This is a genomic window from Methanocella paludicola SANAE (genome assembly GCF_000011005.1).
GTDB lineage: Archaea > Halobacteriota > Methanocellia > Methanocellales > Methanocellaceae > Methanocella > Methanocella paludicola.
In genome coordinates this window covers 1,025,390-1,050,275 of the sequence record NC_013665.1, presented here as the reverse complement: position 1 = coordinate 1,050,275, position 24,886 = coordinate 1,025,390, and the positions used below count along the sequence as shown (strand labels likewise).

Sequence of the window (24,886 nt, the reverse complement as noted above, 5' to 3'; positions counted from 1 at the left end):
TAAAAGCGGGGCGGGCGCATAAAGTTTACCATGGCCGTTAAAACACTTGCGTGTCATAAATATTTCCGCAATAATATTCAATTTATATTATATTATTAAGCACTTACCTTTTAATCGTGAAAACCAGTAGTCTTCTCTTCGGGTCCTCCATCGCATTTTACGTGATATATGATATTATCTCCACGCTGGCAGCCTTTAATTATCTCGGGACCTTCGAGTACGAGAAGAGCGCCATACTGAAGGCATCGTTCGATGCGGCGGGCGTCTGGGGCTTCATCGCCATCAAGCTCATCTTCTCGGTGATCGCCCTGTATCTGGCTTATTTGCTTATCGAGCACTTCAGGAAGTTCCGCGGAGTGGGCCTGGGCATTCTCGCCGGGGCCTCCCTGGCCGGGCTCTTCGTGGGCACTTCCAACCTTAACATCGTGTTCAACGGCAGCTCCTTCTGGCTCATGGGGCTGGATAGCGGCACCGTCGCCGCCATCATGATCGTGGGGTGTGCCATCGGTGGTTTCCTGCTGATGCCGGCCGACAGGCCCGCGAGTACCGCATAAGCAGCGCATACCCGGAACTGCCGGATATTCTTATTGCCCCTCAGCCCACTTGCTAACCTATTTCGTTTTCGATATCTATTATAGTACGGGGGGATATGAAAGCCGATACCATGGATCCCGACCTCGAAAGAAGGCTGGCGGCGGTCGAGGAGAAAGTACGGTCCCGGAGGGCGGACCCGTCGATCTTGCGCCGGGCGCGACGCATATCCAGGGTTAAAATTTATTTCTTATCCCGGCGGAAACCCGGGATACCGGGATGCATAAGGTCCCTTCCGTTCGATGGAAAGGTCATCATTTCGTTCATCGTGTCCCTATTCGCCCTGTCGGTGCCGGCATCCTTTCCGCATGCGCAAGGCGGCTCGCCGGCCGTAATGCTGCTCAAGTTATTATCCGGGATCATCGATTTCATGGCGACGATGGTACCCCTCATCATCGCCGTCGTGGGCATATACATTTTATTCGCCATTTTAAGCCGTCTGGTAAAAGATTACACTGCATAATAACCGCATAATTACTTTTTTTCCGCACTCGTAATGTTTAACTATGAACCGATTGTACTACAGTTATCTATCAGGATAGTGATGCCGGTGCAGATGACTTTCGACGTAAGGCTCCTCGATTCTACGTATTCCGTCAACCAAAAGGATGACGGGGTGAGCGAGGTCATCGTCAAGCTCTTCGGCAAGACCCGGGAGAATAAGAGCATCACCATCCTGTGCCCGGACTTTAAGCCTTACTTCCACGTTTTCGAGCCTTCGCCGGCACTGCTTAAGGCTTTCAAGGACAGCCCGGACGTCCTGTCGGTCGAGGACGTCACGCTCGAATATAAGGGGTCGCAGGAAAAATTCGCGAAGGTGTCCGTCCGGGCGCCCTGGATGGTGCCCAAGTTCCGGGGCCAGTACGAGTTAAAGCACAAGACCATCACGCTCGTCGATCCTCCGGAAGAGCTCGTCGAAAAATTGAGGGCTGAGCCCGACGTGCTCGAGGTCAGCGTCCTTAACGGCGGAGTCAAAGTCTCTACCGAGGACCGCGTCTATTCCCAGAAGCTCATCAACCGCTACGGCCTTATCGCTTACATGGACGAGGAGGACGCCGAAAAGTTCCACACGAAGGGCGTCTTTTTCGCGGCAGATATCGTTTTTACCAACCGCTTCATCTATGATCACGACCTGGAGACATGCGTCCGGGTCTCGGGCGACCTAATGGAAAGATCAAATGAATATACCACTGACCTGCTCCTTAAAGCTTCACGATTCGAGAAATGCGACATCTTCACGCCCAAACTCAAGATCTTGAGCTTTGATATCGAGAGCTCGATCAAGTACAATAATATATACTGTATCTGTCTCACGGTCATCAACGAGGAGGACGGCTCCAGGCAGGACCGTCGGATCTTTTCGGAATTCGGCGCCAGGGAGCTTAAAATATCGGCGGAAGAGCAGAAGGCCCGGGACGAGGACGAGCGCCGCATACTAAAGGAATTTGTCCGGGAGGTCCGGGCGCTGGACCCCGACGTCATCACCGGCTATAACATCAACAATTTCGACCTGGCGGTCCTTTTCGAGAGGGCGAACAAGCTCTTCGGCAAGGGCGGCGGCAAGCCCGATGAGGAAAAGAAGCGCCAGTCCAACGACGAGCTCGGCTTTGGCCGGGATACGCTGGGCATGAGCCGCAGGGAAAACCGTACCACAGGTTTCGTCACATGGGATGTTAAAGGAAGGCTCATACTCGACGGCTGGCTGTCCGTAAAAAAAGAGCTTCGGCCCAAGAGGGAAGGCCTCGGCTACGTGTCCACGATGCTCTTCAACGATACCAAGGATAACATCGACAGCAGCCACATGGACGACGAGTGGCAGGCCCGCAAGGACGAAGTTATCCATTATTGCCTGAAGGACGCCGATCTGGCCTTACGTATCCTGACCCATCCGCGCATACAGGCCATCAGCAAGCTCATGGACGTGGCCATACCGGCAAAGCTCCCGGTCAAGGAGGTCTCGGGCGGCCAGAACCGCATGATAGAAAGCCTCCTGATCCGCATGGTGGACCGGGAGAAAGTCGCCGTGCCCATGAGCAGCGGCGAGGTATACGACTATGAGGGCGGGTTCGTCTACGATACCAAGCCCGGCCTCTGGGAATGGGTCATCGGCCTCGACTTTTCGTCCATGTACCCGTCCCAGGTCATCAAGCACAATATCTGCTTCACTTCCTTCACGAAAAATAAAGCTGAGGCGGCCCATACGTCGCCGGTCGGCGCCATGTTCCTGCCCACGGAAAAGAGGCACGGCATCGTGCCCCGCATGGTCGAAGGCCTGCTCACCTCGAGGAAGCAGGCGAAAGCCGCCATGAAGAAGGCCAAAGAAGAAGGAAACCTGGAACAGGCCGACTACTATAACCGCCTCCAGAACGCCATCAAGATCATGGCCAACGCCACTTACGGCTACTTCGGCACAAAGTTTTGCCGCTGGCCGTATAATCGATACATCGCCCCCAGTATCACGGCCTGGGCCAGAGACGAGATCAAGACCGTCGTCACGACCCTGGAATCGAGGGGCTACACCGTCATCGCGGGCGATACGGATTCGGTGTTCTTTACCTCGAAAGAGCACCGGGACCTCGAAAAGTGTAAGCTGCTCGGATTCACTGTACAGCAAGAATTCTCCGCCGGCAACATGCACCTCGAGCTCGAGAAGGTCATGATACGGTTCTTCGCACATGCCAAGAAGCGGTACTTCGGTAAAATTATCTGGCCCGAGGAATCGCTCCTGGTCAGGGGTTATGAGCCCCGGCGCACGGACTCGTTCGACCTCCAGAGCGAGACAATGACGAAGGTCTTCCAGCTCGTGCTGGACGGCAAGCCGGAGGAAGCCGTAAACTACGCCAAGGATACGGTCCACGACACCATCAAGGGCAAAGTCGACCTGCCCCGGCTGGTCATCTCCAAGAGCGTGAACGAGTTCGACTCCTATGACAACCCGGGCTCGCTCGTCCACGTGAACGTGGCGAAAAAGCTCCAGGAGATGGGCTACGATTTCACCCCCGGCATGAAGACGCCGTTCATCATAACCAATGGCTCGGCCCAGCCCCAGAAAGCAGAGCCCGTGATCGAGGGCGTTCAATTCACGGCGAGGCCGGACTACAAATATTACGCGGAGCGCCTGGCCATGGCCCTGGCCCGTATCACCGAGCCGTTCGGGTGCGACGAGCGCGCCCTCATACAGGGCAACTCCCAGCGCTCGCTCGAATTTTTCTGCGACGATAAGCCTGCGCCAAAAGCCGAGGCCCCCGTGCACGGCGCTAATGTTAAAAAGGTCAAGCAGACCGCGACCCTGGACATGTTCATGTGAGCATGTTGCTCAAGCGAATAATGCCCTTACGCTTGCCGAACTGCCAGCAATATTATAAGGCATAAGTGAGATAATACTCCATCGAAGGCCTTACGATGAGGCCTCAGGTGGGGGCATATGAAAAACAATGTTCCGATCATAGTAATTACGTTTAGTATTTTTGCGGCGGCCATTCTTGGAAGCATGGCACCATACGTCAGCGCCAAAAACATAATGCTCGAGTCCACGGCCATACCGTCGGTCCCCGCAGTGCCATCGATACCCGGCGACATTCCGGATTTCCCGAAATACCCTTCGATTTTCCCGGGGCCTTCGGCCACGCCGACGCCAACCCCGGCACCAACAGTAACTCCGACGCCGGAGCCATCCGCCACGCCAGAGCCGACGGTCGTACCTTCGGCAACGCCAGAGCCGACAGCTACGCCAGCGCCAACGGCCACTCCCGCCCCGGAGGTCACGATACCGTGGCCCACCGCGGTCCCGCAGGAACAGGCGACAGTCCCGGCACAAACCATCGTTTACACGATAACGCCAACGCCAACGCCGGTGACGAACGTGACAGAGATACCGCTAATAGGCATAAACAAAGTGTCGACACATGAAAATCCATGGCCACTATTCCTATTACTGATCGTAATAGGTGCGGTAGCAATAGGGGTCCGCACGACCCACAGGAAAAAATAATTGGATCATTTTAAAAATCATAATATGCCTCTCGCGGGGTGCTGCCGCGAGAACAATGTATTTAACCTCAAAGGATTAATAGGCTTGAAGGTCCTCCATGCGAGGTGAAACCTTGAAAAATATGATCATTCTGATGGTCGCCCTGCTGGCCTCGACCTCGGCCCTGGGATGCGTCGCGTGCAATAACATACCAATAACAGTGCCGACGTACAGCCCGACCGTCGTAAGCGCAACACCGACCCCGGAAGCGACGGTAATGCCGACCTCGACGACGAAGTACATCACGATCGAGACCGACAGCCCGCCTTACCAGTACATGCCTAACCAGGCCAGGGTGTCCCACCCGCGCTACTATCGCACGGCCGACTGGGAAATGCCCGTGCCGAACAAGGACAGCCTGACGACCATGAGCCATGGCGTCATCCACGAGCTCGAGTTCTGGAACCCGACGGACGAGAATAAGACCATTTCCGTCTACAACCTGAAGAGCGCATTCTACGAGAAAAAGGACATGCCGCACAAGTTCGTGCCGTCGGCTGAGATATTCTATGGCCAGGACGAGGGCTTCTTCAGCGAGTTCACGCTGCCTGCCCACGAGCACAGGACCGTGCTCATGTACTCGTACATCAACGACGACAAGCTCTATGAGGAGTACCGCGGGTACTTCATCGAGCCGGTGAGCGTGAGCCTGGTATCCACAGGCCTCTATGGGTAACTTTTTTTCTAGTTTTGCCAGTAATTATATAAATATAGTAAGCTAAATAATTGTTTAAGAAGCGAGGGATAGGCATGTTCCGTGAAGCGATAATCAAGCTCGGAGGCATGGCATTGCTGTTACTTGGCATCGCCCTGCTGGCCATCGGCTTCCTGATAGCCAACAAACAGATGCAGGCGACGGGATTCATAGGCGGCATCATAGCGCTCGCACTCCTGTATTATAACAGGGCCGTAGAGAGCAGGAAGCCCCCGGAGAATGAGCCCGACGAAAAGGTGCCGCCGGCAAAGCTTTAGCACTATCCGAAGCAAAAACTTTAAAAACTATACGGCTATTATACAGACACGCTCGCAGGCTTATATGGCCCTGCAGCCGTTGCAGGCATGAAGTTGCCCGCATACGTAATTATTAGGTTATTATACCTGATGATTGATGAAGGGCGAAAGCCCTGAAGGAGGAACTCATAATGGCAAAACCGGCTTATATCAAGTTTGAAGTACCGCAGGAATTACAGGACAAGGCCCTCGAGGCCGTAGAGCTCGCGAGGGACACTGGCAAGATCAGAAAGGGCACCAACGAGGTCACCAAGGCCGTCGAGAGGGGCGTAGCCCAGCTCGTGATCATCGGCGAGGACGTGCAGCCCGAGGAGATCGTTGCCCACATTCCCGCGCTATCTGACGAAAAGAAGATACCCTACATATTCATTAAGAAGCAGGAAGACATCGGCGCCGCATCAGGACTCGAGGTCGGCTGCGCCGCATCGGCCATCGTGGACGCCGGCAAGGCAAAGGCCCTGGTCGACGACATCGCCCAGAAGTTCGTGGCCCTGAAGAAATAATCTATAGGATGGATCCAATATGGTAGAAGAGACAGGCGTTCCGGCTGAGGTCATCGAGGTCATCGGCGTCACCGGGATGCACGGCGAGGCAGTGCAGATCAAGTGCAAGATCCTGGAAGGCAACAACAAGGGCAGGATCATCACAAGGAACTCCATCGGCCCGGTCAGGCTCGGCGACATCCTCATTTTGATGGAAACGGCGAGAGAGGCCAAGAAGCTTTCAGGCAGGTAAAGAACATGGTAGACATAAAAAAGTGCACGTTCTGCGGCGGCAAGATGGAGCCGGGCACCGGCAAGATGCTCGTCAAGAAGGACGGCACGATACAGTACTTCTGTTCCACCAAATGTGAGAACAACAGCAAGCTCGGCCGCATCCCGCGTCTAACCAGGTGGACCGGCGCGGGCATCGCCCAGAGAAAGCTGGAAAAAGAGCACAAAGAGCACAAGAAGTAATCCCGGGTGGTCTTTACGGACAGGACTTTCGTCATGATAAAGCCCGACGGGGTACAGCGCGGCCTGGTGGGCGACATCGTCGCCCGCTTCGAGCATCGCGGCTTGAAGATAGCCGCGATGAAGATGCTCCTTGTCAGCGAGGACCTCGCGAAGAAGCATTACGAGGAGCACGCTGCCAAGCCGTTCTTCCCGAACCTGGTGAGCTTCATCCGGTCGGGCCCGGTCGTGGCCATGGTCGTCGAGGGCAAGGACGTGGTGCCCATGGTGAGGAGCATGGTCGGGGCAACGAACCCGAAAAATTCCAACCCCGGAACGATCCGCGGCGACTTTGCGGTCGACATGGGAAGGAACGTCATCCATGCCTCAGATTCGCCGGAATCGGCGAAAAGGGAAATATCCTTGTACTTCAATACTTCTGAGATAGCCACGTACAAGAGAATCGACGAGCAGTGGCTGTACGAATAAGCCGCTGCGGGAGCCTTTTATGGCGACGGCCACGGAAACGAAGAACCTCAGGACGCCGATCGTGTGCGTCATGGGACACGTAGACCACGGAAAGACCTCGCTTCTGGATAAGATACGGGGCACCGCCGTTGTCAACAAGGAGGCCGGAGCCATCACCCAGCACATCGGGGCTACTGAGGTGCCGCTGAGCACTATCAGGTCCCTGTGCGGGAACCTGATGTCGGGGACAGTCGTTATCCCCGGACTTCTTTTTATCGATACTCCGGGACACCACGCGTTTACGACTTTACGGAGCCGTGGAGGCGCGCTGGCGGACCTGGCAGTGCTCGTGGTCGACATCACCGAGGGCTTTCAGCCCCAGACCATCGAGGCAATAAAAATATTAAAGCAGTTCAAGACGCCCTTCGTCGTGGCGGCCAATAAGATCGACCGCATCCAGGGCTGGACTCCGACGAAGAATGGCCCATTCATTTTGAGCTATAACAAGCAGCCGGATTACGTAAAGACCGCGATCGAGACCCGGACGTACGAGCTGGTAGGTAAATTATCCGACCTGGGATTCAGCTCGGACCGCTATGACCGGGTGCGGGACTTTACCCGGAACGTCGGTATCGTGCCCATCAGCGCGAAGACCGGCGAGGGCATACCCGACCTGCTCATGGTCTTAATAGGGCTGGCCCAGCGCTTCCTGGAGGAGAACCTGCGCATGACCGTGACCGGTCCGGGCGTGGGCACCGTTCTCGAGGTCAAGGAGGAGCGCGGCCTCGGGTTCACTATTGACACTATCCTGTACGATGGCGTCATAAAGGTGGGCGATACGGTCGTTATCGGCGGCAAGGACAAGCCCATCGTCACCAAGATCCGTGCGCTGCTCAAGCCTGCCCCGAACCGGGAGATCCGTGTTGAGGAGCGGTTCGACCGGGTCCCTAAGTTAACGGCGGCCGCCGGCGTAAAGATACTGGCGCCGGGCCTGGAAAATGCCGTCGCGGGCTCGCCCCTGCGCGTGGCCAAGGAAGACTCCGTCGAGGCTATCATAAAAGATGTCGAGGGCGAGCTGGAAAAGGCCAGGATCGTTACGGATGAAACTGGCATCATGGTCAAGGCCGATACCCTGGGCAGCCTGGAAGCGATCATCAACGAGCTCCGGGATTCGGGCATCAAAGTGGCCATGGCTGAAGTGGGCGATATAGCCCGCAAGGACGTGGTGAACGCCGAGACGCTGCCGGGCAGCCTGAACCGCGTCATATTAGGCTTTAATGTCCAGACGCTCGTCGACGCGAAGGACTATTTACAGACGTCCGACATCAAGACGTTCAATAATAACATCATCTACAAGCTCATCGAGGATTACGAGAAGTGGCAGAAGGAGCAGAAAGACCTGGCCGAGAAGAAGCGGTTCGAGGAGATCGTCCGCCCCGGCAAGGTCCGCTACCTGCCTAACTGCACGTTCCGGCAGAGCAAGCCCGCCGTCATCGGCGTGCACGTGATGGGCGGCTGTATCAAGCCCGGCGTCACGCTGATCAAGCCTGACGGCTCAAAGGTGGGCATCATCAAGCAGATCCAGGAGAGGAACGAGAACCAGAGCATCGCCTCCCAGGGTAAGGAGGTCGCCGTTTCCATCGATGGCCCGACTGCAGGGCGGCAGATCAACGAGGGCGAGATCTACTACGTCGATATCCCCGAGTCCCACAGCAAGGTCCTTGAGTTTGAGCTGAAGGATACGATCCGCCAGGATGAGCTTGAGACGCTGATGGAGTTCGTGGCCATTAAGCGTAAAGGTAATCCGTTCTGGGGCCGCTAAGCCCTACTTTTTTCCTATTGCCGCATAGTTTTCCGGACCGAACACGGCTTCGTTCAGCAGGTCCACATTATGGTTGAACGTATCAGCGATACGTTTTGCATCGGCATCCATGTTGGGCTTTATTTCGACTTTCTTTAGCCGGCCGCCGCCGTCCCGGAAGGTGATGAGCTCGATATCGACGTTAGAGAATCCGGCCGAGCTCATGTAGAATTGCATGCTCTTCGGGTGTATCGGTCGCTTATGCGTGGGATCGAGGAGGTAAATGCCCGAATAGGCGGCCCACGAGAGAGGGTTTACGGTGACGTTGACCATGTAGCGGCCTTTTTCAAGTTTCCGGGCGCAGAGCCGTATCAGCTTGATCAGGTAGGCGGTATCCAGGTGCTCGACGAAGTCGTCGGTAAAGACGCCGCCAAGGCTATTGTCGTCTAAACCCCGGAGATGCTCCAGCGCATCGGCCTTATACACTTTAAGCCCGCGCTTATTACCGTAATCCACCATCTCGTCGTCGATGTCTATGCCGTAGGCACCAATGCCCCTCTGGCCGAGCTCCTCGAGGAACTCGCCTCTGCCACAGCCAATGCTGAGCACGTTCTCACAGCCTTCGTAGTATTTAAGAAAAGGGGACTGGTGCTGTTTTACGGTTTCCGGAGGACTCCTAAAATGATTAAAAAAATCAAAGTACATGAGGCTCTCATGATCGTCCCCCTCGTCCCTCCGGCTCATATAAGGCGGTCCGGCTGTTTCGCCCCGGGCTTTGGCTCTATTTTCTTGCCCGTGAACTTGATGCGCTCCTCGATGAGGTGCTGCCCCCGGGGCGTGATGCCGAACACAGGCACCGAGTCGCCGACCTTGAAGGCGCCGCTCTCCATACCCTGCTCCCGCACGTATTTCGAGGCGCATCCGGTGATCACGTCGGCATACTTGAAGACCTCCCGTGCCTCTGCCTCCGACATGCCGGTCGTATGGACGACGAACACGTAGATGTTCACGCCATGTTCCTTCTCTAGCTGTTTAAGCTCTTTAGCGGCCTTCGAGGAGATCACGGATACGCCAATGTTCTTGAAGCCCATGGCTATGGCCTTTTTTACGCCGGCGATGGCATCCATCCTGGCGGTCTTAGGGTCCAGGATGTATTCGGGGCCGATCTTCTCGATCAATTCAGGAATGGGCGTCGTGCTGACCAGCCCGGATACGCGTCCGCCGATACCCTGAGCCATTTCAGGGTCAGTGATCACCAGCGTGCCGCAGCCCTCGCAGACCATGACCGTGGAATCGAGGATCCCGAGCTCCATGGCAGTGCTGATGATCTCCGAGATGCCGAAGGACAGGTAATCGCGCATACGGAGCTTACGGTTCGCCGTGCACATGCCGAAATCGTCGATGCGGAACTGGATGTTCTCCTGGATAGACTTCCTGTCAAGATGCTTAATGCCCCGGAACTTGTCGAAGATGGGACAATAGTTCAGCAGCGGCTCCCCGACCTCTACGACCTTACCATTTTTGATCTTTATGCGCGCCTTCCCCAGCGCCTCGATGATGTGCTCATCCATAGGCAAACACCTGAAAATGAATTTTATAATATTACCTTTATCAGTGTACGATGGACAGACTTTTAATTGTATCGGCGAACAGGTTTTAAATAGACGTAAAAAAACAAAGTCATTCGGTGAGTTGTTTGGTCCCGAAAGTGGATAAGGAGCTGTGTATCTCGTGCGGTAACTGCGTGGATCTGTGCCCCGATGTCTTTGTCTGGGACGACGAGGGCAAGGCGGAGGTCACGAACCCGGGCGGGTGCAGCACCCAGTGCAATTGCCAGGAAGCGGCCGAGTCGTGCCCTACTGACGCGATTTCGCTTGAAGAATGATCACTATTTTATAATCGCTTCCCTATCAATGATTTTACTTAGTATAATCTTCTGGTATCGCCTACTAGTCTATGCCGTCTTCCCTTTAGGCGCTGGTTTGTCTGGTCGGTATCACGAACCTCTCCAAAGGAATTAAACCACGAATTTTTCTTTAAGATTTTACTCACGAAGCCTCTAAGCCTCGAACTCACCGTCAATGCCCGAACTCTCTAATACACAGGGCAGTGCTCTAAGCCTCTAACGCGCTAACCCGAAACGAATACTCTAAGTCTCTAAATCACGTTTGAAACGCTAAACGGTGGAGCACGAACACTCTAAGAGCCCGGTCGTTCCCCAGTACTTTTGGATGTTTCGGGGCGTTGGCGTTTTAGCCGGGTGTTAGAGTGTTAGTGCCAGCTCGTTTAGCGTTTCTAACGTGTATTCGAGTTTTCGAGCCTTCTTTTCGGGTTTGAGGCTTCGGGCGTTCGTGCAATGCCCCGAGTATTAGGGAGTTCGGGCGTTGACGGTGAGTTCGAGGCTCAGGGATTTAGTGAGTAAAAATTAAAAAAAGAATTCGTGGTTTAATTCCTTTGGAGAGGTTCGAGATACCGACCGAACTGATTTGCACGACGCTCGTAAATTAAAGATGATTAAACAATCGATGACCATCAGTGCTGATGCTAGAATAATCATGGATATAAAAAAGTGGGTGCGGACGATAAAACGTCCGCCATCGATTTACTGTAACAGCTTGACGAGCTCGAACTTGAAGGGGCCGAGCTTGCCGCCATAGTTGCCTGCCGAGATCTTGACGACGCCGGGGATCTTGCAGGCGGCCTTAATGCCCACAGTCATGGCCTTAGCGACAGCGGCCTCGTCGATACCGTCGATGACGATCTCGTAGGCGGCCTTTGCCTCGGGCGGGAGCTGGGACTCGACTTTGCCCTTCAGGCTGGGGGCCATCTTTTCGTTAGTCGAGGCTTTCATGAACTTGTACTTGGAGCCGACCTTGCTGCCGGAGGCGACGATGCCGCCGGGGAACGGGGTGATGCAGCCCTCGACATGGGAGATCGCGTCCACCGCGGCCTGCGCGGCCATTAACGCGGAGCCCTGGGTCTCGCCCATGATGAAGAAGTTGCCGCCGCCGACGCCCTTCTTGTAGCCGTACTCCTCTTCGACGATGAAGTCGCCGTTCATGATGGGTATGGCCCATACTTTCCGGCCGCCGACTTCAGTCTGGTACTCGAACTTGTCGCCGAAGAAGTGGAGCTTGACGTCGAGCCTCTTTTCCTGGGTCTTGTCCTCAAGGCGCTCGAATGGCAGCCAGTTGAACGCCGCCGCGGTCGGGGCGGTCAGCACGCACTCGCCGAGCCGCTCGATGAGCTGCTCCTTGAGCTTGTCCTTGCCCATCTGGACGATCATGATCGCGTAGCCGGGCCTGCCGTCCGGGGTCTTGTCCGCCGGCACGAAGCAGTCAATGCCCGCTTCCGCGGGGCACCCGATGACCGAGGTGCCGAATCCGGTGGCCTCGGTGGCCGCTACCTTCGCCCAGTACTCGGTCGCTGCCGTGATCAATACCCTGGACACGGTGACCGGGAACGCCTCTGCATAAGTATCATCGATCTCTACGTTGTTGTACTTCATTATACTCCTCCCGTAATGAAAAGTGAATGATTATTGTATTTGAGATTATATTAGGATACCGGTTAATCATATAGAAGCTATATCGACGGGGGTATCGTTATGACCACGCTCGTGCCTTTCTTATGGTCGCCGTGTACCCGGTCCTCGATCCATACCCGGCCGCCGTACCTGTTGGCGATCTTTTTAACGAGATAAAGCCCCATGCCGCCCTTCAAGTGGGCCTTAACCGGCCGGAATACCTCGGACTTATACTCATCGGCGATCCCGGGCCCGTTGTCCGATATTTCCAGACGGGAGATACCCGAGCGCTCTTTTGCCAGGCGAATGTCGGCATCGATTACGTTCGATACGGAGTGCTGCACGCTATTCTTGAGCACCTCATAGATGGCGTATTTAATGAGCGGGCCCACGTCGATGCCCTCGAGCCCGGAAGTGCGTACGCTCAGCTTTTTATGGGCCGCCTCCGCCTGCACCATCGCGCCCGATATCGCATATGCGGCCGCATCCTTCAGCGGCATATACCCGGGCTCCACATTATCGTTAAGGGAGCGGAGCAGGCCGGTAATGTCCGTATCATTGATGTTATCATGGAGGACCCGGGATACGATATTCGCATAGAGGACGGCATCGTCCGCCCGGGTCGCCACATCCTCCTCCTGCAGCTTCATGTTCAAAGCCACGGCGACCTGGCCGCATATCGACTGCAGCGCCTCGGAGTCGGCCGGGGTCAGCGCCTTATCATTGATGACAGTGAGCACGCCTACCAGCTTATCCTGGTCGAGCAGCGGCGTAACGACGATGTACTCGCCCCCAAGCTTCATGATCGCCGATTTTACGTTAGGCATGAGGGCATAGTCCTTCATGGCCATGACGATCTGCGTGTGGTGATATGCCGTACGGCCGGCCAGGCTGGGCGAGTCAGGGGCGATGGGCTGGACCGAGATGTACGACTTCAGCTTTTCCGTCCACCCTTTGCTCGCCACTAGCTCCACGCGGTCGCCACGGGCTATGTAGCCGGCGAAAGCAAGATAATGAGTCGTATCCCGTAAGAGCCAGAGCACCTTCTCAAAAAGCTCCTTAGGGCTCTTCACCTGCGTGGCCAGCCGGGGGATATCCGTTAGCACTTTATTAAGAGTGATCTTGCGGATACGTATCTCATCCCCGGCCTTCTCGCCGTTCAGCCCCGGGATGGGCTTGCATTCCATGGCGAAATAGCGCCTTTTACCCAGCTTATCCGTATCCTCATAGGCCGCCCCGGGCCTGCACATGCTCCTCGCGCCCGGGAAGAGCTGGCCGAGCTTCGCGCCGGCGCCCAGTCCCCTGTGCGCGAACCATTCGCTAAAGATCGCGTCGCACCAGATGATGGTGCAGTCACTGGCGACAATGCATTTTCCGTCGGCGGGTATAAGCTCCATACATATGCTGTGGTCACGTAATCCATATTAAACTTTTATACTTGCGGGCGCCTCGGCCCCCATTTATCCTTATGTACAAAAAGTTTAACCCAATAAGGTTAAAATATTAATAAATACGGACAATATATCGCCAGATTTAAGCCATGAAACCTCTTACTGTACAATCGCAGCACTGCTGCAGTTGAGAAAGTATGGGTTCAGGATATATATCGGTCGTCAGAGACGCCGCTAAACTGGGAAGCCTGATCATGCCTTTACTGGTCATATGCGGCCTTCTCTTACTCTGGGTAGTGATCGTGATCATTTGCCTGTACATGGGGCAGGGATTGGATCCGCAGCTCGGCGGCACTATTCTGCTGCACTAGACCCACGATTTCCTTTTTAGGCCGCGAAAACATTTTATGTGTCCGGCCCTATATGCCCTTTCATGCCCGATAGAGCTCTCGTCGGCCGCTGCGGCATGTACTGCGGCAGCTGTCCCATATACCGTGCGCCCCGCGATAAGGACGAGAAAAAGATCTTTGACATTTCTTTCCGTACTCGCTGCACCATCGATATGATAAAATGCGATGGGTGCGGCACTGCAGACCGTTTCGCTTTAAGTAAGAGCTGTATTTTCCGGAGGTGCTCCAGGGGCCGGGGCCTCGAGCATTGCAGCCTGTGTAATGAGTTCCCCTGCGATACCCTGCTCGGGCTTTATGAGGACGACATGCGTTCGGGGGGCGAGGCGCGGGCGAACGCTGAGCATATCCGCGAAGTCGGCGTCGATAAGTGGATGGAAGAGGCCGATGCCCGGTGGCGATGTAAGCAGTGCGGGGCACAGATAGCACTGGATATGAAAACGTGTCCGGCATGTAAAGCGGGCGTGCGGCCTGGCAAATGAAAACATTATTAAGGTAAAACCATCCATTCAGCCCTCTGATGATCATCAGGGAGGGCCGCGTCGCTATCGAGACGGGCGAGGCATTCTACAACCCGCGCATGGAGATGAACCGGGACATAACCGTAGCCTGCTTAGAGGCCCTGCCTGAAATTTCTACTTATATCGACGTCATGTCCGCTTCCGGCATCCGCGGGATACGGGTGAAGAAGGAAGTATCCCGCAACATCGAGGTCACCTCTAATGATTGGGACGGGCCGGCCTGCGAGCTCATTAAAAAGAATGCAGAAGCCAATGGCGTAAGCCTGGAGGTATCTAATTGCGGTGCAAACACCCTGCTCTCGCAGCGCCAGTTCGACTTCGTGGACATCGACCCGTTCGGCACGCCCGCGCCGTACATCAACTCGGTCTGCTGGGCCTCGAAGCGGGCAATGGGCATAACGGCGACGGACACCGCGCCGCTCTGCGGCGCACATCTCAAGTCGGGCATAAGGACATACGGTGCTTACCCGCTCAAGACCGAGTATTATGCAGAGATGGGCCTGCGGGTCCTGCTTGGCAAAGTGGCCAGGGAGGAGGCGAAGTACGACCGGGCCCTCAAGCCTCTGCTCTGCCATACGACGGAGCACTTTGTCCGCCTGTACCTCGGCGTGACCTATGGAAGGGCTGACGCTGACGCCATGATGAAGGACATCGGCTTCATCGTCCATTGCTTTAAGTGCAAGAACAGGTTCGAGCTGCCGGGGCTCGCCGTGCAGGCGCCCGAAACGTGTCCGGTCTGCGGGGCAAAAGTAAAGGTCGGGGGCCCTATATGGCTGGGCGACACAAAGGATAATGCCTTCGTGGATAAGGTCATCCAGGTGCTGGAGGCCGGCCAGTTCAACAAAAAGGAAAGGGCTATTAGAATGCTCAACCTGGTCCGGCAGGAACTCGACACGGCCACGTTCTACGACCAGCACGCCATATGCAGGGACCTCAAGGCCACGCCCACGGAGATCACGACACTTTTAGACGACCTCAGAAGCCAGGGGTACGCCGCCTCACGCACGCACTACCTGGGCGTCGGGTTCAAGACTGACGCGCCCATCGGGGTCATCCGCGGGACCATATTAAGGCTATCAGAGTAAGCCATTCTGCCGCAACACTTATATTATGTTATGGCCAATATGTGAAAATTAAGTCGTATCTATACGAAAAACCAAATATACGATAAATCGGGGCATATGTAAAAATTATTAGCGTGACAACTGTAAGCTATATAAAACCGTAAGTACTTATTTACTGTCTGGTAGGTATTTGGTGAGGATATGCCTGATTTGACTATAATAAATATCCTGTTGATGATAATTATATTAATTATTCCCCTCGCCGTCATTATGGCCATAATGAAGGTGCGGGAATTTGAGAGCAGTACGACGAAAACGTTATTCTATATTGCCCTGGGGATCGTGGTGTTCTCGGCGGTCGGCTTTGCGTTCAATATCTGGGAGATACCGACCGTGGGCGATACGCTCATCGCCAGAGACATCGTCAATCCCTACATACAGTTCTATCCGACCCTTATCCTTGCCCTCGCCATCGCCGCGACCGTGCTGATCGCGTACGTGGAAAAGGAGAGCTACGCCTACTTATTCGCGGGCACCGGCTTCGCGGTCATCGTGCCGAACGTATACGAGTACCTGTTCGTGAATAACCGCTACGACCTGGCGCTCCTGGGATTCGTGATCTGGGCGGTCATTCCCGTCATATGGGTGTACTGCTGGAAATCCCATACACTCATCGAGACCACAAGAAAGGAAAAGTTCTTTACGTCGCTCAAGGCCACTATCCTTTCGTATCCCATATACCTGCTTACATCCATCATAGCAATATATGGTGAAAGCGCCCGCGTCATCAACGCCGAAACAATGACAGCCCTGTCCGATTACTCTTCGGATATTTTTATGTTCATATTGTGGACGATATGGCTGTATTTCCTTCTCAACATCATCATCGTCAACCTGATGTTCGCCATACACGACCTGGCGCTCCACATCCTCAACATGCGGAGGGTGGTCAGGGGGACGACCATCTATTATGAAATGATACCCGCCGCAGTGAAGGCCGCGCCGGCAAAACCAAAAATAGATCACTATGCCGGCCTCATCAGTGAGATGCAGGTCTTCAGCAAGTATATCGGAGAGGTGGACCGCATCAAGGCCGCATCCGTCATCGGGCGCTTCAAGAGCGAATACCAGACGCTCGCCGCCAAGTACGAAGACGGAGGAAAGGCGGACGCGGAAAGGATGATCAAGAGCATCGAGTTCGAGTTCATGAAGAAGTATTGATCGCTATGACGCTGCTAAACCGTGAAGACATGATCAAGATCATCGAGACCTGCGAGGTCAAGGGCCAGGATGAGGCCATCGTCCGGGCGTTGATGTACATCAACCTAGGCTATCCCATCATGTTCTATGGGCCCCCGGGTAACGGTAAGACGACCATCGCCGAGCATATTTTGAATTATATATCCAGCGGCGATAACTATTACCGCATCGAGGCCACGGAAGGCATGACCGAGTACCATACCATCGGCGGATTCCACCCGCTCTCGATGTCGGGCAACCCCGAGCTATCGAAAAAGTTCGTCTATAAGGACGGCGTCATCACCCGTGCCGTCAAAGAGCGCAAGAACCTGCTTATTGACGAATTTAACAGGGCCCCGACGACGGCATACTCGGGCCTGTTCATGCTCCTGTCGGCGGGCATCCTGCCGGTGGAGCACAGCGAGGAAGTCCTGAAGAAGCCCGACGACTGGGTGCTGGTCGTGACCGCCAACTTAGGCGACGAGGGCACGTTCAAGATGAGCTCCGCCTTAAAAAGGCGTTTCATACCGATCTTCATCGGATACATCAACCGCTTTACCGAGGAGAAGGTGGTCCGGGCCTACGCCCCCGAGATGGACCAGCAGATCGTGAACGCCGTACTGGATTTCGCAGAGGAGACCCGGAGGCTCTGGCAGGAGGAGAAGCTGCTGCCCCTGGGCCTGTCGACGGACGGCGTCATCAAGATGAGCCGGTACTGCGACCTTTCCATATCCGAAGGCCTTGACGGCAAGACCGCGTTCACCGACGCGGCGATGCACCAGGGCATCGTCATCGCGGACGAGACCGACTACGCGTCCATCCAGACAGTGAACGAGCTGGCCTTGAGGATCGCGAGCCGCCTATGATCTTCGACGAGGACGACACTCGAATAAGGGAAGCCTGTGCGCGGTGCATGGCGGACCCGTCCAGCGTTGAATCATATGACAGGCTGATGGACGGCTCCCGGCTGATCGGCCGCAACTTTTTACGCTTATACAGTATCGTGCCCTCGATGAGCACCCGCATGGTCTATTCGGGCTATTCGGGCGGGGGCATAATCTCTTTTGACAGGACCATCGCGAGCTTCGGCGAGAAAGGAAAGACCCTCGATGGCGTCGTCGCCCGCTACCGCCTCAAGGACGTGAAAAAGCTGAACCTGGCCCTATTGTACGACGACTCGAACTCCATGACCGCCTGGTGGAGGAGCAAGAACATCGGGGCGACGATCAACGAGGCGCAGGCGCCCCAGTCGTACGCTAAGATCGCGTGCCTGGCGCTCATGGAAGGCCTGGGCAAGGCGGCCGATATCAGCCTCTGGACGTTCGGGAGCCGTGCGGAGGGGCCGTATAACGCGAACGCCGGCATGTACCGCCAGCTCATTTCCCGTAACGGCTCGGGCGGTACCCGCCTGGACCTGGCGCTCCAGTCCATGATCGACCTGGGATGGCACCGCAAGCGCGGCACTAACGTGGCCGTTATCCTCACGGACGGCGTGCCCGAGGTGGGCAGGAGCGTCTATGCCGAGGACGTGCTCGTGAACATGAAAGCGCTCGAGCTGATCCGGAACATCCAGTCCAACAAGGTAAAGCTCCTGTATATCCAGCTCCATACCGACGACTCCCGCAAATTCAAGAAGAGCGGCGGGTACACGGTCGCCGAGTTCGGCGGCGTCATCGAGAAGATGGGCGGCCTGGTCATGAACGTCGACGCCGCTAACAAGGTCAGCGACTCGCTTTTTAAAGGCCTGCAGCAAATACTAAAATAACGATGAGCAGGCGATAATTGTAACATATTTTTTATAGATTTCACTCCTGTATATCTATGGTGAGATCTGTTGATCCGCGCACTTGAAAAGGCCCTGGAGGGCAGGGCGGACTATTATGACGTCCGCTATACGAACGTCACGAGCACGAACCTGGAGATGAAGAACAAGGACGTGACCAGGGCCATTGCCGGGAGCGAGGAGGGCGCCTGCGTCCGTGTCCTCTACCGGGGTGCATGGGGCTTTGCGAGCACTTCAGAGCTCACGGAAAGATCGCTCGTCGACACGGCGGACAGGGCGGCGCGGATGGCCAGGGGAATAAGCGAGTCGATCAAAATAAGATCGTCGCTGGCTCCGGTCGAGCCGGCGAGGGACGAGGTCGAAGTCCCGATGAGAAAGAGCTTCCTGGACATGAGCATCGAGGAAAAGCTCGCCCTGCTGGTATCGACGTACGACGCCTTAAAGGATTACGACTTCATCAACAACATGACAGCCACGTATAAGGATTTTTTCACGCTCGAGGAGCTCATGTCCTCCGAGGGCGCCCACGTGGTCACGAAGACTCCCCGCATCCTCTGGTCGGTGGAGATCGTCGGCAGGAAGGACGGGGACATCCAGTCTGTCAGGCGCCGCATCGGAAGCACCACCGGGTTCGAGGTTTTCGACGGAGAAAAGAACGTTACAGTTGCGAGGGACGGCGCGGCGTCGCTTGTCGCGCTGCTCGCCGGAAAGTCGCCCCCGTCAGGGCCTTTGCCGGTTATAGCCGATAATGGCCTGTGCGGCGTCTTTGCCCATGAGGCCGTGGGCCACGCGTCCGAGGGGGACCTTGTGGCCACGGGTAACTCGTGCTTCGAGGGCCTGGTCGGGAAACCGATCGGGAACGAAATAGTCACGATCAAGGACGACGCCACGATACCGGGGCTGTTCGGCAGCTTCATCTATGATGCGGAGGGCGTCCGCACGCGCACGAAAGTGCTGGTAAAGGACGGAGTGCTCAACGATCTCATCCTGAGCCGCGAGACGGCCGCCCGCCTGGGAATGGAGCCGAACGGCGGCGCCCGGGCAGAATCGTATCACTACCGGCCCATCGTCAGGATGAGCAACACGTACATCGATATGGGCGATGCCTCGTTCAGGGAGATGCTCGAGGGAATAAAGCTGGGCGTCTACGCGAAGGATAGCCGGGGCGGCCAGGTGAACACGTCCCAGGGGCTTTTCCAGTTCAACGCGCAGGAGGCCTACCTCATCGAGAACGGCGAAATAACGAAGCCGCTCAGGGACGTTTCGCTTTCCGGCAAGACGCTGGACATCCTGAAGCAGATCGACATGGTGGGGAAAGACCTCATGCTGGGGCATCCCGGCATCTGCGGGAAAGGCCAGTCCGCTCCGGTGGGCGACGGAGGGCCGCACATACGTATCGCGAAGTGCGTGGTAGGAGGCAGGTAACATGCAGGACGAGCTTTTGATCATCGCTAAAAAGGCGGTTGATGCCGGTATGGCTGCAGGAGTGGAATGCGAAGCATTCGTGCAGAAGTCCCGGCATACATCCGTCACCGTAGAGGGCGGGAACGTTACTTTTGGCTCAATGGACGGCGACTATGGCGTGGGCATCCGGATCATCAAGGACCGCCGCCACGGCTACGCCTATTGCTCGGCAGCGACCATCGACTTCGGCATCAAGCAGGCCATTGCGGCCTCGAGGTTCTCGAAGCCCGGCAACTACGCCTTCCACGGGGATAAGGATTATGCGGGGGCCCGCTCGCTGTTCGATAACAGGATCGCATCGATGGTGCCCGAGGATGGCATCGGGCTGGCCCGGGACATGATGGAGGGCGCGTCCTACGATAAGCGCGCCCTGCCGTCCAGGGGAGGCATCAGCTTCGGCACCACGTCCATGGCCGTGGCCAACTCGAACGGCGTCGCCGCCTATGACGAGGGCACGGCGGTAAGCGGCAGCATCATGTCCATCATCAAGGAGGACGGCATGGTCGCCAATGGCGACGAGTACGAGGTGTCCCGCTTCCTGGACATCAGCTTCGATAAGATCGGCCATACGGCCACGGAGCGTGCCGCGAGCCAGCTCGGGCAGAAGGGCATCGAGACGGCCTCGATGACTGTCATCATGAAGCCGAGCGCCGTCTTCGATATCATGAGCAATACGCTCATACCCGCGATGTACGGGGCCTCGGTAAAGAAGGGCGAGTCGGTCTTCGTTGATAAGGTCGGGAAGCAAGTAGCGGCCTCGGGCTTATCGATCCTGGACGACGGCACGTTCAGCAAAGGGCTGAACACCTATGCGATGGACGAGGAAGGCTATCCAAGCCGGAAGAACGCGCTCGTCGAGGACGGCATCCTGAAGATGTTCCTGTACGACGAGTTCTCTGCTATCGAGAGCGGGGCGAAGCCCACCGGGAACGCATTACATGCGGACCGGATGGAGTCGGGGACGACGTATAAAGTCCCGCCGACCACCTGCGCCCGGAACATAATTTTTAACGGGCCCACGATGAGCGAGGAAGAGATGATCAGGAACACGAAGAACGGCGTCCTCGTGCTCGACGTGCTCGGCGCCCATACGGCGAACCGGGCCAGCGGCGATTTCTCGGTGGCCATCTATTCCGGATACGCCATCAAGGACGGAGAGCTTGCCTATCCGCTGAAGGGCGGCATGATCGGCGGCAACATGCCGCAGATGCTCGCGGGCATCGAGCTGGCGGACAACTATAGGCTCGTTGGGGCGGGAATGTCGCCCATGAGCGGATATATCCCCGGCGTCAAATTCGAGAATGTCAGGGTGTCCGGCGAATAGTGCCGGACCCTAAAAACTAGCTTTTATTTTCCTAAACCTTTAATATATATTTATTGTTATATTATTCGAGGCCTGTCGAATGTTGAGGGGTATGAAGCTTATCTTTTGTGTTTTATTAGCCCTGGCCCTGGCCTCCCAGATGATATCTGCCTCGTGCTTCGGCACGGGCGTGCGGGCTTACGTGCCCACGGTCCGCTCGGCGGACGCCGCAACATTCCCATTCATATATAACGGCTCGTTCATGGTCTATAACGACGGCTACCGGGATGGAGTTTACATTATAAGGGTGGGCGTCACGGAGCCCACGAGCATCGAATGGCTGAACCTGAGTGAATCCGTATTCACGCTCAGGCCCGGGGAGTCGAAGCTCGTCTACTTTTCGCTGAACGTCACGAACGAGACGGCAAGGCCGGGGGAGCAGGAGTTCATCTTTACCCCGACCCTGCTGGCCACGAATGTCGAGCCCTACCTTGACGATTTTGCCAATTACATATCGAGTGCCGATTCTTTTCGTTTTAGGCTGAACGTGACAGGAGTGGCCGCAGCATCATCTGAAGGGACGCCCGTCGTCTTCGTCCAGAATAACCAGACCAACTTCGTGCAATATTCCGTGCTTGAGGACATGAATAAGGTAGTGACGCTGCTTGATCGTGCTATTAAGCTGAACGTCCAGGATAAAGCCTTAGTGGGCGAACCTGTGCCCGTTTCGATCTCCATTTTCCAGGGCCTCAGCAGCCGGGGCATTTCACTTCTGGCCGTCTCGCCCGAAGGCTCACTCCATCCCATCAGTGAGGGTAACGTGACCTTCGACCGTCGGGGGCTTTGGGGAGTCATTGTCATGGTCGGCGACGAGATGGTCCTGGGCAAGACCGTTAACGTTTCTGCCGCCCGGTCGCCGCTTGCTGGCATCGACGCCGGCACTATACTCGCGGGACTGTCTTTGCTTATTTTATTAACCGTTGTGCCCCTCTGGACCCTCACATCCGGCAGACAGGTTGTCGACCCATACGATGACATCATCTATCGCGCCTATATCATCCGAAAATATATGGGCCGTTTTGATGCTGAGCGTCTGCGGAGGGCCGTACGGATGCTTAAAGACGAGTATGACGGCCTTGTGGCGAAGGGAGCCCGCGGTAAAAGGAAGAAGGCAAAAAAAGATATCGATGAGCTCGAGACGCTCACGGAGACCGGCCTATAGGGCTTATTTTTCGATCATGGCCACAGGACGCCCAGGACGATGATAAAAAATCCGAGTATGGCGATAAAATAGCCGGGTATGCTGACCAGCTGATAGCCGATCGAGAACTTCGTCAGGTGCTTGAATATGCCGATGATGATGGTGAAGAGGCCCAGCAGGATAATGAGTATTTGCATGGTATCACCTTGAACATTTAAACTATTGTTATATGAATATATAGCCCTAGCCTATCCGGTCACAGCATGGTCCTCGCGATGGCGAACTGGCCGCTGCACAGGCCCTGCAGCTCCTTAACGATACGCAGCGCTTCCTTGAGGCCTTCCCGGTCACGCTTAGACAAGGAATATGGAAAGATATACTCGTTACTCACGATGCCCCGCTTGATGTTATGCACGTAGCCGAGCATCATGACCCGGGATAGCTGGTCGTAGGCGAACATGTAGCGGTCGATGGACTCCCGGCCGATGACTCCCAGGTCGTGCATCTTCCAGAGGCGGTCGGCGATGTTGGTGCGGGTGATGCTGTACTTGACCGATAATGCCTTTATGGACTGGCTGTATATGCGGAAGCCGTATTTCTTGATGTTAAAGGCGTCCTCGGAATCGGCGAAGTACTCGACCTTGAACGAGTCTCCTTCCAGCCCCACCTCGGCCTTGATGGCGGAGATGGCCAGCTCCGTCGCGTAGGTCGGGTCGGCGTGCAGGGCGAAGTGCAGGGTCTTCAGGAACCGGTTCGCGAGGGGTCTGTCTCCGGCGATGAAGCGTGCGTCCATGATGACCGAGCGCTCATAAGTCGTGTCAAGCCGCGCGAGAAGCTCGACGGTCGTGCCCCTCCACTTCGGGTTACTCGCCATCATGTTGCCCCGGCACCTGGGGAAACCCGCCGCAGATAAGCGTGACACCAGGCTCTCGGAGAACATCTTAAAAAATAGGCGCCCCGTTTCGTCCACCGTATCGTCCAGCACCAGGATCGTGTCCTGGTCCGACTCGACGGACATCTCCTCCCGGCCAAAGCTTCCCACGGCCATGAGGGCGAACTTGTGCTTCGGCGGGCCCATGGAGTACTTCATCTCCTCGAGCACGAACTCGGCGATCTTGAAAGCCATGGCCTCCCGGCATGAGGAAACGATGTGATTGATGTTGCTGCCCGTGCCCCCCATGCCGAGCACGTTCTCGCAGAGCCGTATCATCTCATTATTTATGGGCAGGAGCTGCCGCGGGTTCTTTTCCGAGCGTATCTCCCCGAGGAGCTTATTTAGCCGGTAGTAGGCGCTGGACTCGGAGGAGAGGCTCTGCCAGTACTTGATGCTCTCAAGGCCTTCTTCGACGGTCTTTTGCTCCAGCACGAAGGGACAGTTGAGGTCCTTGACCTTATCGTAGACGTAGCCCCAGTTGATCTTCCCGTGCCCGAGGGCCAGGTGCTCGTCGGTATACCCGAAATTATCGTGGGCGTGGACTTCGACGATGTACTCTGTTCTATCCAGGTAGTCCTCGATGTTGCCGGTAAGCCGGGCGTGCCCCACGTCGAAGGTCAGGCCAACGTTGCCCCGGTTGACGCCCTTGATGATGCGCTCCATCTCTGCGAAGTTGCGACCCACCATGTACTTCTCGTTCATCGCGTTCTCGACGCCGACCATGATGTCGTACTGTCCGGCCCTGTCGCAGATCTTCGCCAGGCTTAACACGTTGCTCTCGATGGCCTTCTCCAGGCCGCCGCTGACCGATGGCGAGGCATAGCCCGTGTGTATGGTGACCATGCGGACGTAGTCCGACAGGCTTTCGATCATGCCCGCCAGCATGTCCACGCTGCTGTCCTTAACGTACTGGTAGACGCTGGCTATGTTAATGTTCTTGAAAGGGAGGTGGGCTGTAAGTAGCAGGTTCGTCGTGCCCGATACCTCGTCGATGAGCTTGAGCGTCTGGGCGTCGAGAGGCTCCCGCTCCGGGAAAAATAGCTCGCAGCAGCTAAAGCCGTTGTCCTCAAGGGACTGTATGGAGCGTACGTCGCTCTCGGACTGGATCCTGTGTGAGTATGCCGGTTCCACTGCGGCTCACGTTCACAACATATCGTCGTCCTGCGGTTATATCTTTTTGCATGGCCCCAAGACTAAAAAGACATTCAAATAATCAGAAG

General features: G+C 55.9%; 27 protein-coding genes. 21 read left to right on the top strand and 6 right to left on the bottom strand.

The window, feature by feature from the left end; genetic code table 11:
* The first annotated feature begins 116 nt into the window (after nt 1-116).
* The 11 genes from MCP_RS05335 to infB all read left to right on the top strand — a co-directional run bounded on the left by MCP_RS05335 (nt 117) and on the right by infB (nt 8,854).
* Nucleotides 117-554: a hypothetical protein gene (locus MCP_RS05335; RefSeq protein ID WP_012899798.1), complete on the top strand. Its 438-nt coding sequence runs from the start codon at nt 117-119 to the stop codon at nt 552-554.
* Nucleotides 555-649: 95 nt separating this feature from the next.
* Complete coding sequence (locus tag MCP_RS05330; RefSeq protein WP_012899797.1) at nt 650-1,054, top strand: hypothetical protein; 405 nt, start codon at nt 650-652, stop codon at nt 1,052-1,054.
* A 93-nt stretch (nt 1,055-1,147) separates the two neighbouring features.
* Complete coding sequence (locus MCP_RS05325) at nt 1,148-3,898, top strand: family B DNA polymerase (RefSeq protein WP_012899796.1); 2,751 nt, start codon at nt 1,148-1,150, stop codon at nt 3,896-3,898.
* Nucleotides 3,899-4,015: 117 nt separating this feature from the next.
* On the top strand, nt 4,016-4,582 hold the full coding sequence (locus MCP_RS15345) for a hypothetical protein (RefSeq protein WP_012899795.1): 567 nt from the start codon (nt 4,016-4,018) through the stop codon (nt 4,580-4,582).
* A 121-nt stretch (nt 4,583-4,703) separates the two neighbouring features.
* Nucleotides 4,704-5,297 (top strand): hypothetical protein, encoded by a 594-nt coding sequence (locus tag MCP_RS05315; protein ID WP_128860149.1) that lies wholly within the window; start codon nt 4,704-4,706, stop codon nt 5,295-5,297.
* Nucleotides 5,298-5,371: 74 nt separating this feature from the next.
* Nucleotides 5,372-5,593, top strand: a complete 222-nt coding sequence (locus tag MCP_RS05310) for a hypothetical protein (RefSeq protein WP_012899793.1) — start codon at nt 5,372-5,374, stop codon at nt 5,591-5,593.
* 170 nt (nt 5,594-5,763) lie between these two features.
* Nucleotides 5,764-6,135 (top strand): 50S ribosomal protein L7Ae, encoded by a 372-nt coding sequence (gene rpl7ae, locus MCP_RS05305; protein ID WP_012899792.1) that lies wholly within the window; start codon nt 5,764-5,766, stop codon nt 6,133-6,135.
* Nucleotides 6,136-6,154: 19 nt separating this feature from the next.
* Nucleotides 6,155-6,367 carry a 30S ribosomal protein S28e gene (locus MCP_RS05300; RefSeq protein ID WP_012899791.1) on the top strand — a complete coding sequence of 71 codons (213 nt, stop codon included), beginning with the start codon at nt 6,155-6,157 and terminating at the stop codon, nt 6,365-6,367.
* 5 nt (nt 6,368-6,372) lie between these two features.
* Nucleotides 6,373-6,588 (top strand): 50S ribosomal protein L24e, encoded by a 216-nt coding sequence (locus MCP_RS05295; RefSeq protein WP_012899790.1) that lies wholly within the window; start codon nt 6,373-6,375, stop codon nt 6,586-6,588.
* Between the two features lie 6 nt (nt 6,589-6,594).
* The gene (gene ndk / locus MCP_RS05290) at nt 6,595-7,053 is read left to right on the top strand and encodes a nucleoside-diphosphate kinase (RefSeq protein ID WP_012899789.1); all 459 of its coding nucleotides are present in this window, start codon (nt 6,595-6,597) and stop codon (nt 7,051-7,053) included.
* A gap of 19 nt (nt 7,054-7,072) precedes the next feature.
* Nucleotides 7,073-8,854, top strand: a complete 1,782-nt coding sequence (gene infB, locus MCP_RS05285) for a translation initiation factor IF-2 (protein WP_012899788.1) — start codon at nt 7,073-7,075, stop codon at nt 8,852-8,854.
* A gap of 3 nt (nt 8,855-8,857) precedes the next feature.
* On the opposite strand, the gene MCP_RS05280 is transcribed toward infB, so the two are convergent.
* Together MCP_RS05280 and MCP_RS05275 are read right to left on the bottom strand one after the other, a co-directional pair.
* Nucleotides 8,858-9,442: a class I SAM-dependent methyltransferase gene (locus MCP_RS05280; RefSeq protein ID WP_158301447.1), complete on the bottom strand. Its 585-nt coding sequence runs from the start codon at nt 9,440-9,442 to the stop codon at nt 8,858-8,860.
* 131 nt (nt 9,443-9,573) lie between these two features.
* Nucleotides 9,574-10,404 (bottom strand): methanogenesis marker 8 protein, encoded by an 831-nt coding sequence (locus MCP_RS05275; RefSeq protein ID WP_012899786.1) that lies wholly within the window; start codon nt 10,402-10,404, stop codon nt 9,574-9,576.
* A 125-nt stretch (nt 10,405-10,529) separates the two neighbouring features.
* Between MCP_RS05275 and MCP_RS05270 the strand changes: the two genes are divergently transcribed.
* Nucleotides 10,530-10,718, top strand: coding sequence for a ferredoxin (locus tag MCP_RS05270; RefSeq protein ID WP_012899785.1), 189 nt, complete (start codon nt 10,530-10,532; stop codon nt 10,716-10,718).
* A 717-nt stretch (nt 10,719-11,435) separates the two neighbouring features.
* Here the strand turns inward: MCP_RS05270 and fhcD are convergent.
* Nucleotides 11,436-12,341, bottom strand: a complete 906-nt coding sequence (gene fhcD, locus MCP_RS05265; RefSeq protein WP_012899784.1) for a formylmethanofuran--tetrahydromethanopterin N-formyltransferase — start codon at nt 12,339-12,341, stop codon at nt 11,436-11,438.
* Nucleotides 12,342-12,418: 77 nt separating this feature from the next.
* Nucleotides 12,419-13,756, bottom strand: a complete 1,338-nt coding sequence (locus tag MCP_RS05260) for a GAF domain-containing sensor histidine kinase (RefSeq protein ID WP_012899783.1) — start codon at nt 13,754-13,756, stop codon at nt 12,419-12,421.
* A 191-nt stretch (nt 13,757-13,947) separates the two neighbouring features.
* Here MCP_RS05260 and MCP_RS15640 point away from each other — a divergent pair, with 191 nt between their 5' ends.
* From MCP_RS15640 to MCP_RS05220, 9 genes are all read left to right on the top strand, one after another.
* A complete protein-coding gene (locus MCP_RS15640; protein ID WP_012899782.1) occupies nt 13,948-14,121 on the top strand; it encodes a hypothetical protein in 174 nt (57 codons plus the stop codon).
* Between the two features lie 62 nt (nt 14,122-14,183).
* Nucleotides 14,184-14,639 (top strand): DUF3795 domain-containing protein, encoded by a 456-nt coding sequence (locus MCP_RS05255; protein ID WP_012899781.1) that lies wholly within the window; start codon nt 14,184-14,186, stop codon nt 14,637-14,639.
* 38 nt (nt 14,640-14,677) lie between these two features.
* Nucleotides 14,678-15,763 (top strand): tRNA (guanine(10)-N(2))-dimethyltransferase, encoded by a 1,086-nt coding sequence (locus MCP_RS05250; protein WP_012899780.1) that lies wholly within the window; start codon nt 14,678-14,680, stop codon nt 15,761-15,763.
* 249 nt (nt 15,764-16,012) lie between these two features.
* Nucleotides 16,013-16,963, top strand: a complete 951-nt coding sequence (locus tag MCP_RS05245) for a hypothetical protein (protein WP_231845170.1) — start codon at nt 16,013-16,015, stop codon at nt 16,961-16,963.
* 5 nt (nt 16,964-16,968) lie between these two features.
* The gene (locus tag MCP_RS05240; RefSeq protein WP_012899778.1) at nt 16,969-17,847 is read left to right on the top strand and encodes an AAA family ATPase; all 879 of its coding nucleotides are present in this window, start codon (nt 16,969-16,971) and stop codon (nt 17,845-17,847) included.
* Entirely contained in the window at nt 17,844-18,746 is a 903-nt protein-coding gene (locus MCP_RS05235; RefSeq protein ID WP_012899777.1) for a vWA domain-containing protein, read from the top strand. Before MCP_RS05240 ends, MCP_RS05235 begins: the two co-directional genes overlap by 4 nt.
* Before the next feature lie 69 nt (nt 18,747-18,815).
* Nucleotides 18,816-20,189 (top strand): TldD/PmbA family protein, encoded by a 1,374-nt coding sequence (locus MCP_RS05230; RefSeq protein WP_012899776.1) that lies wholly within the window; start codon nt 18,816-18,818, stop codon nt 20,187-20,189.
* 1 nt (nt 20,190) lies between these two features.
* Entirely contained in the window at nt 20,191-21,552 is a 1,362-nt protein-coding gene (locus MCP_RS05225) for a TldD/PmbA family protein (protein ID WP_012899775.1), read from the top strand.
* A gap of 79 nt (nt 21,553-21,631) precedes the next feature.
* Complete coding sequence (locus MCP_RS05220; RefSeq protein WP_012899774.1) at nt 21,632-22,753, top strand: hypothetical protein; 1,122 nt, start codon at nt 21,632-21,634, stop codon at nt 22,751-22,753.
* 14 nt (nt 22,754-22,767) lie between these two features.
* On the opposite strand, the gene MCP_RS15635 is transcribed toward MCP_RS05220, so the two are convergent.
* Nucleotides 22,768-22,929: a hypothetical protein gene (locus tag MCP_RS15635; protein ID WP_012899773.1), complete on the bottom strand. Its 162-nt coding sequence runs from the start codon at nt 22,927-22,929 to the stop codon at nt 22,768-22,770.
* A 59-nt stretch (nt 22,930-22,988) separates the two neighbouring features.
* Nucleotides 22,989-24,797, bottom strand: a complete 1,809-nt coding sequence (locus tag MCP_RS05215; protein WP_012899772.1) for a DUF294 nucleotidyltransferase-like domain-containing protein — start codon at nt 24,795-24,797, stop codon at nt 22,989-22,991.
* Between the last annotated feature and the right edge of the window lie 89 nt (nt 24,798-24,886).

Bases quoted from the DNA above. Each gene is read 5' to 3' on its own strand.
- MCP_RS05330 (WP_012899797.1), top strand. From the start codon at position 650: ATGAAAGCCGATACCATGGATCCCGACCTCGAAAGAAGGCTGGCGGCG.
- MCP_RS05325 (WP_012899796.1), top strand. From the start codon at position 1,148: ATGACTTTCGACGTAAGGCTCCTCGATTCTACGTATTCCGTCAACCAA.
- MCP_RS15345 (WP_012899795.1), top strand. From the start codon at position 4,016: ATGAAAAACAATGTTCCGATCATAGTAATTACGTTTAGTATTTTTGCG.
- MCP_RS05315 (WP_128860149.1), top strand. From the start codon at position 4,704: ATGATCATTCTGATGGTCGCCCTGCTGGCCTCGACCTCGGCCCTGGGA.
- MCP_RS05310 (WP_012899793.1), top strand. From the start codon at position 5,372: ATGTTCCGTGAAGCGATAATCAAGCTCGGAGGCATGGCATTGCTGTTA.
- rpl7ae (WP_012899792.1), top strand. From the start codon at position 5,764: ATGGCAAAACCGGCTTATATCAAGTTTGAAGTACCGCAGGAATTACAG.
- MCP_RS05300 (WP_012899791.1), top strand. From the start codon at position 6,155: ATGGTAGAAGAGACAGGCGTTCCGGCTGAGGTCATCGAGGTCATCGGC.
- MCP_RS05295 (WP_012899790.1), top strand. From the start codon at position 6,373: ATGGTAGACATAAAAAAGTGCACGTTCTGCGGCGGCAAGATGGAGCCG.
- infB (WP_012899788.1), top strand. From the start codon at position 7,073: ATGGCGACGGCCACGGAAACGAAGAACCTCAGGACGCCGATCGTGTGC.
- MCP_RS05275 (WP_012899786.1), bottom strand. From the start codon at position 10,404: ATGGATGAGCACATCATCGAGGCGCTGGGGAAGGCGCGCATAAAGATC.
- fhcD (WP_012899784.1), bottom strand. From the start codon at position 12,341: ATGAAGTACAACAACGTAGAGATCGATGATACTTATGCAGAGGCGTTC.
- MCP_RS05260 (WP_012899783.1), bottom strand. From the start codon at position 13,756: ATGGAGCTTATACCCGCCGACGGAAAATGCATTGTCGCCAGTGACTGC.
- MCP_RS15640 (WP_012899782.1), top strand. From the start codon at position 13,948: ATGGGTTCAGGATATATATCGGTCGTCAGAGACGCCGCTAAACTGGGA.
- MCP_RS05255 (WP_012899781.1), top strand. From the start codon at position 14,184: ATGCCCGATAGAGCTCTCGTCGGCCGCTGCGGCATGTACTGCGGCAGC.
- MCP_RS05250 (WP_012899780.1), top strand. From the start codon at position 14,678: ATGATCATCAGGGAGGGCCGCGTCGCTATCGAGACGGGCGAGGCATTC.
- MCP_RS05245 (WP_231845170.1), top strand. From the start codon at position 16,013: ATGGCCATAATGAAGGTGCGGGAATTTGAGAGCAGTACGACGAAAACG.
- MCP_RS05240 (WP_012899778.1), top strand. From the start codon at position 16,969: ATGACGCTGCTAAACCGTGAAGACATGATCAAGATCATCGAGACCTGC.
- MCP_RS05235 (WP_012899777.1), top strand. From the start codon at position 17,844: ATGATCTTCGACGAGGACGACACTCGAATAAGGGAAGCCTGTGCGCGG.
- MCP_RS05225 (WP_012899775.1), top strand. From the start codon at position 20,191: ATGCAGGACGAGCTTTTGATCATCGCTAAAAAGGCGGTTGATGCCGGT.
- MCP_RS05220 (WP_012899774.1), top strand. From the start codon at position 21,632: ATGTTGAGGGGTATGAAGCTTATCTTTTGTGTTTTATTAGCCCTGGCC.
- MCP_RS15635 (WP_012899773.1), bottom strand. From the start codon at position 22,929: ATGCAAATACTCATTATCCTGCTGGGCCTCTTCACCATCATCATCGGC.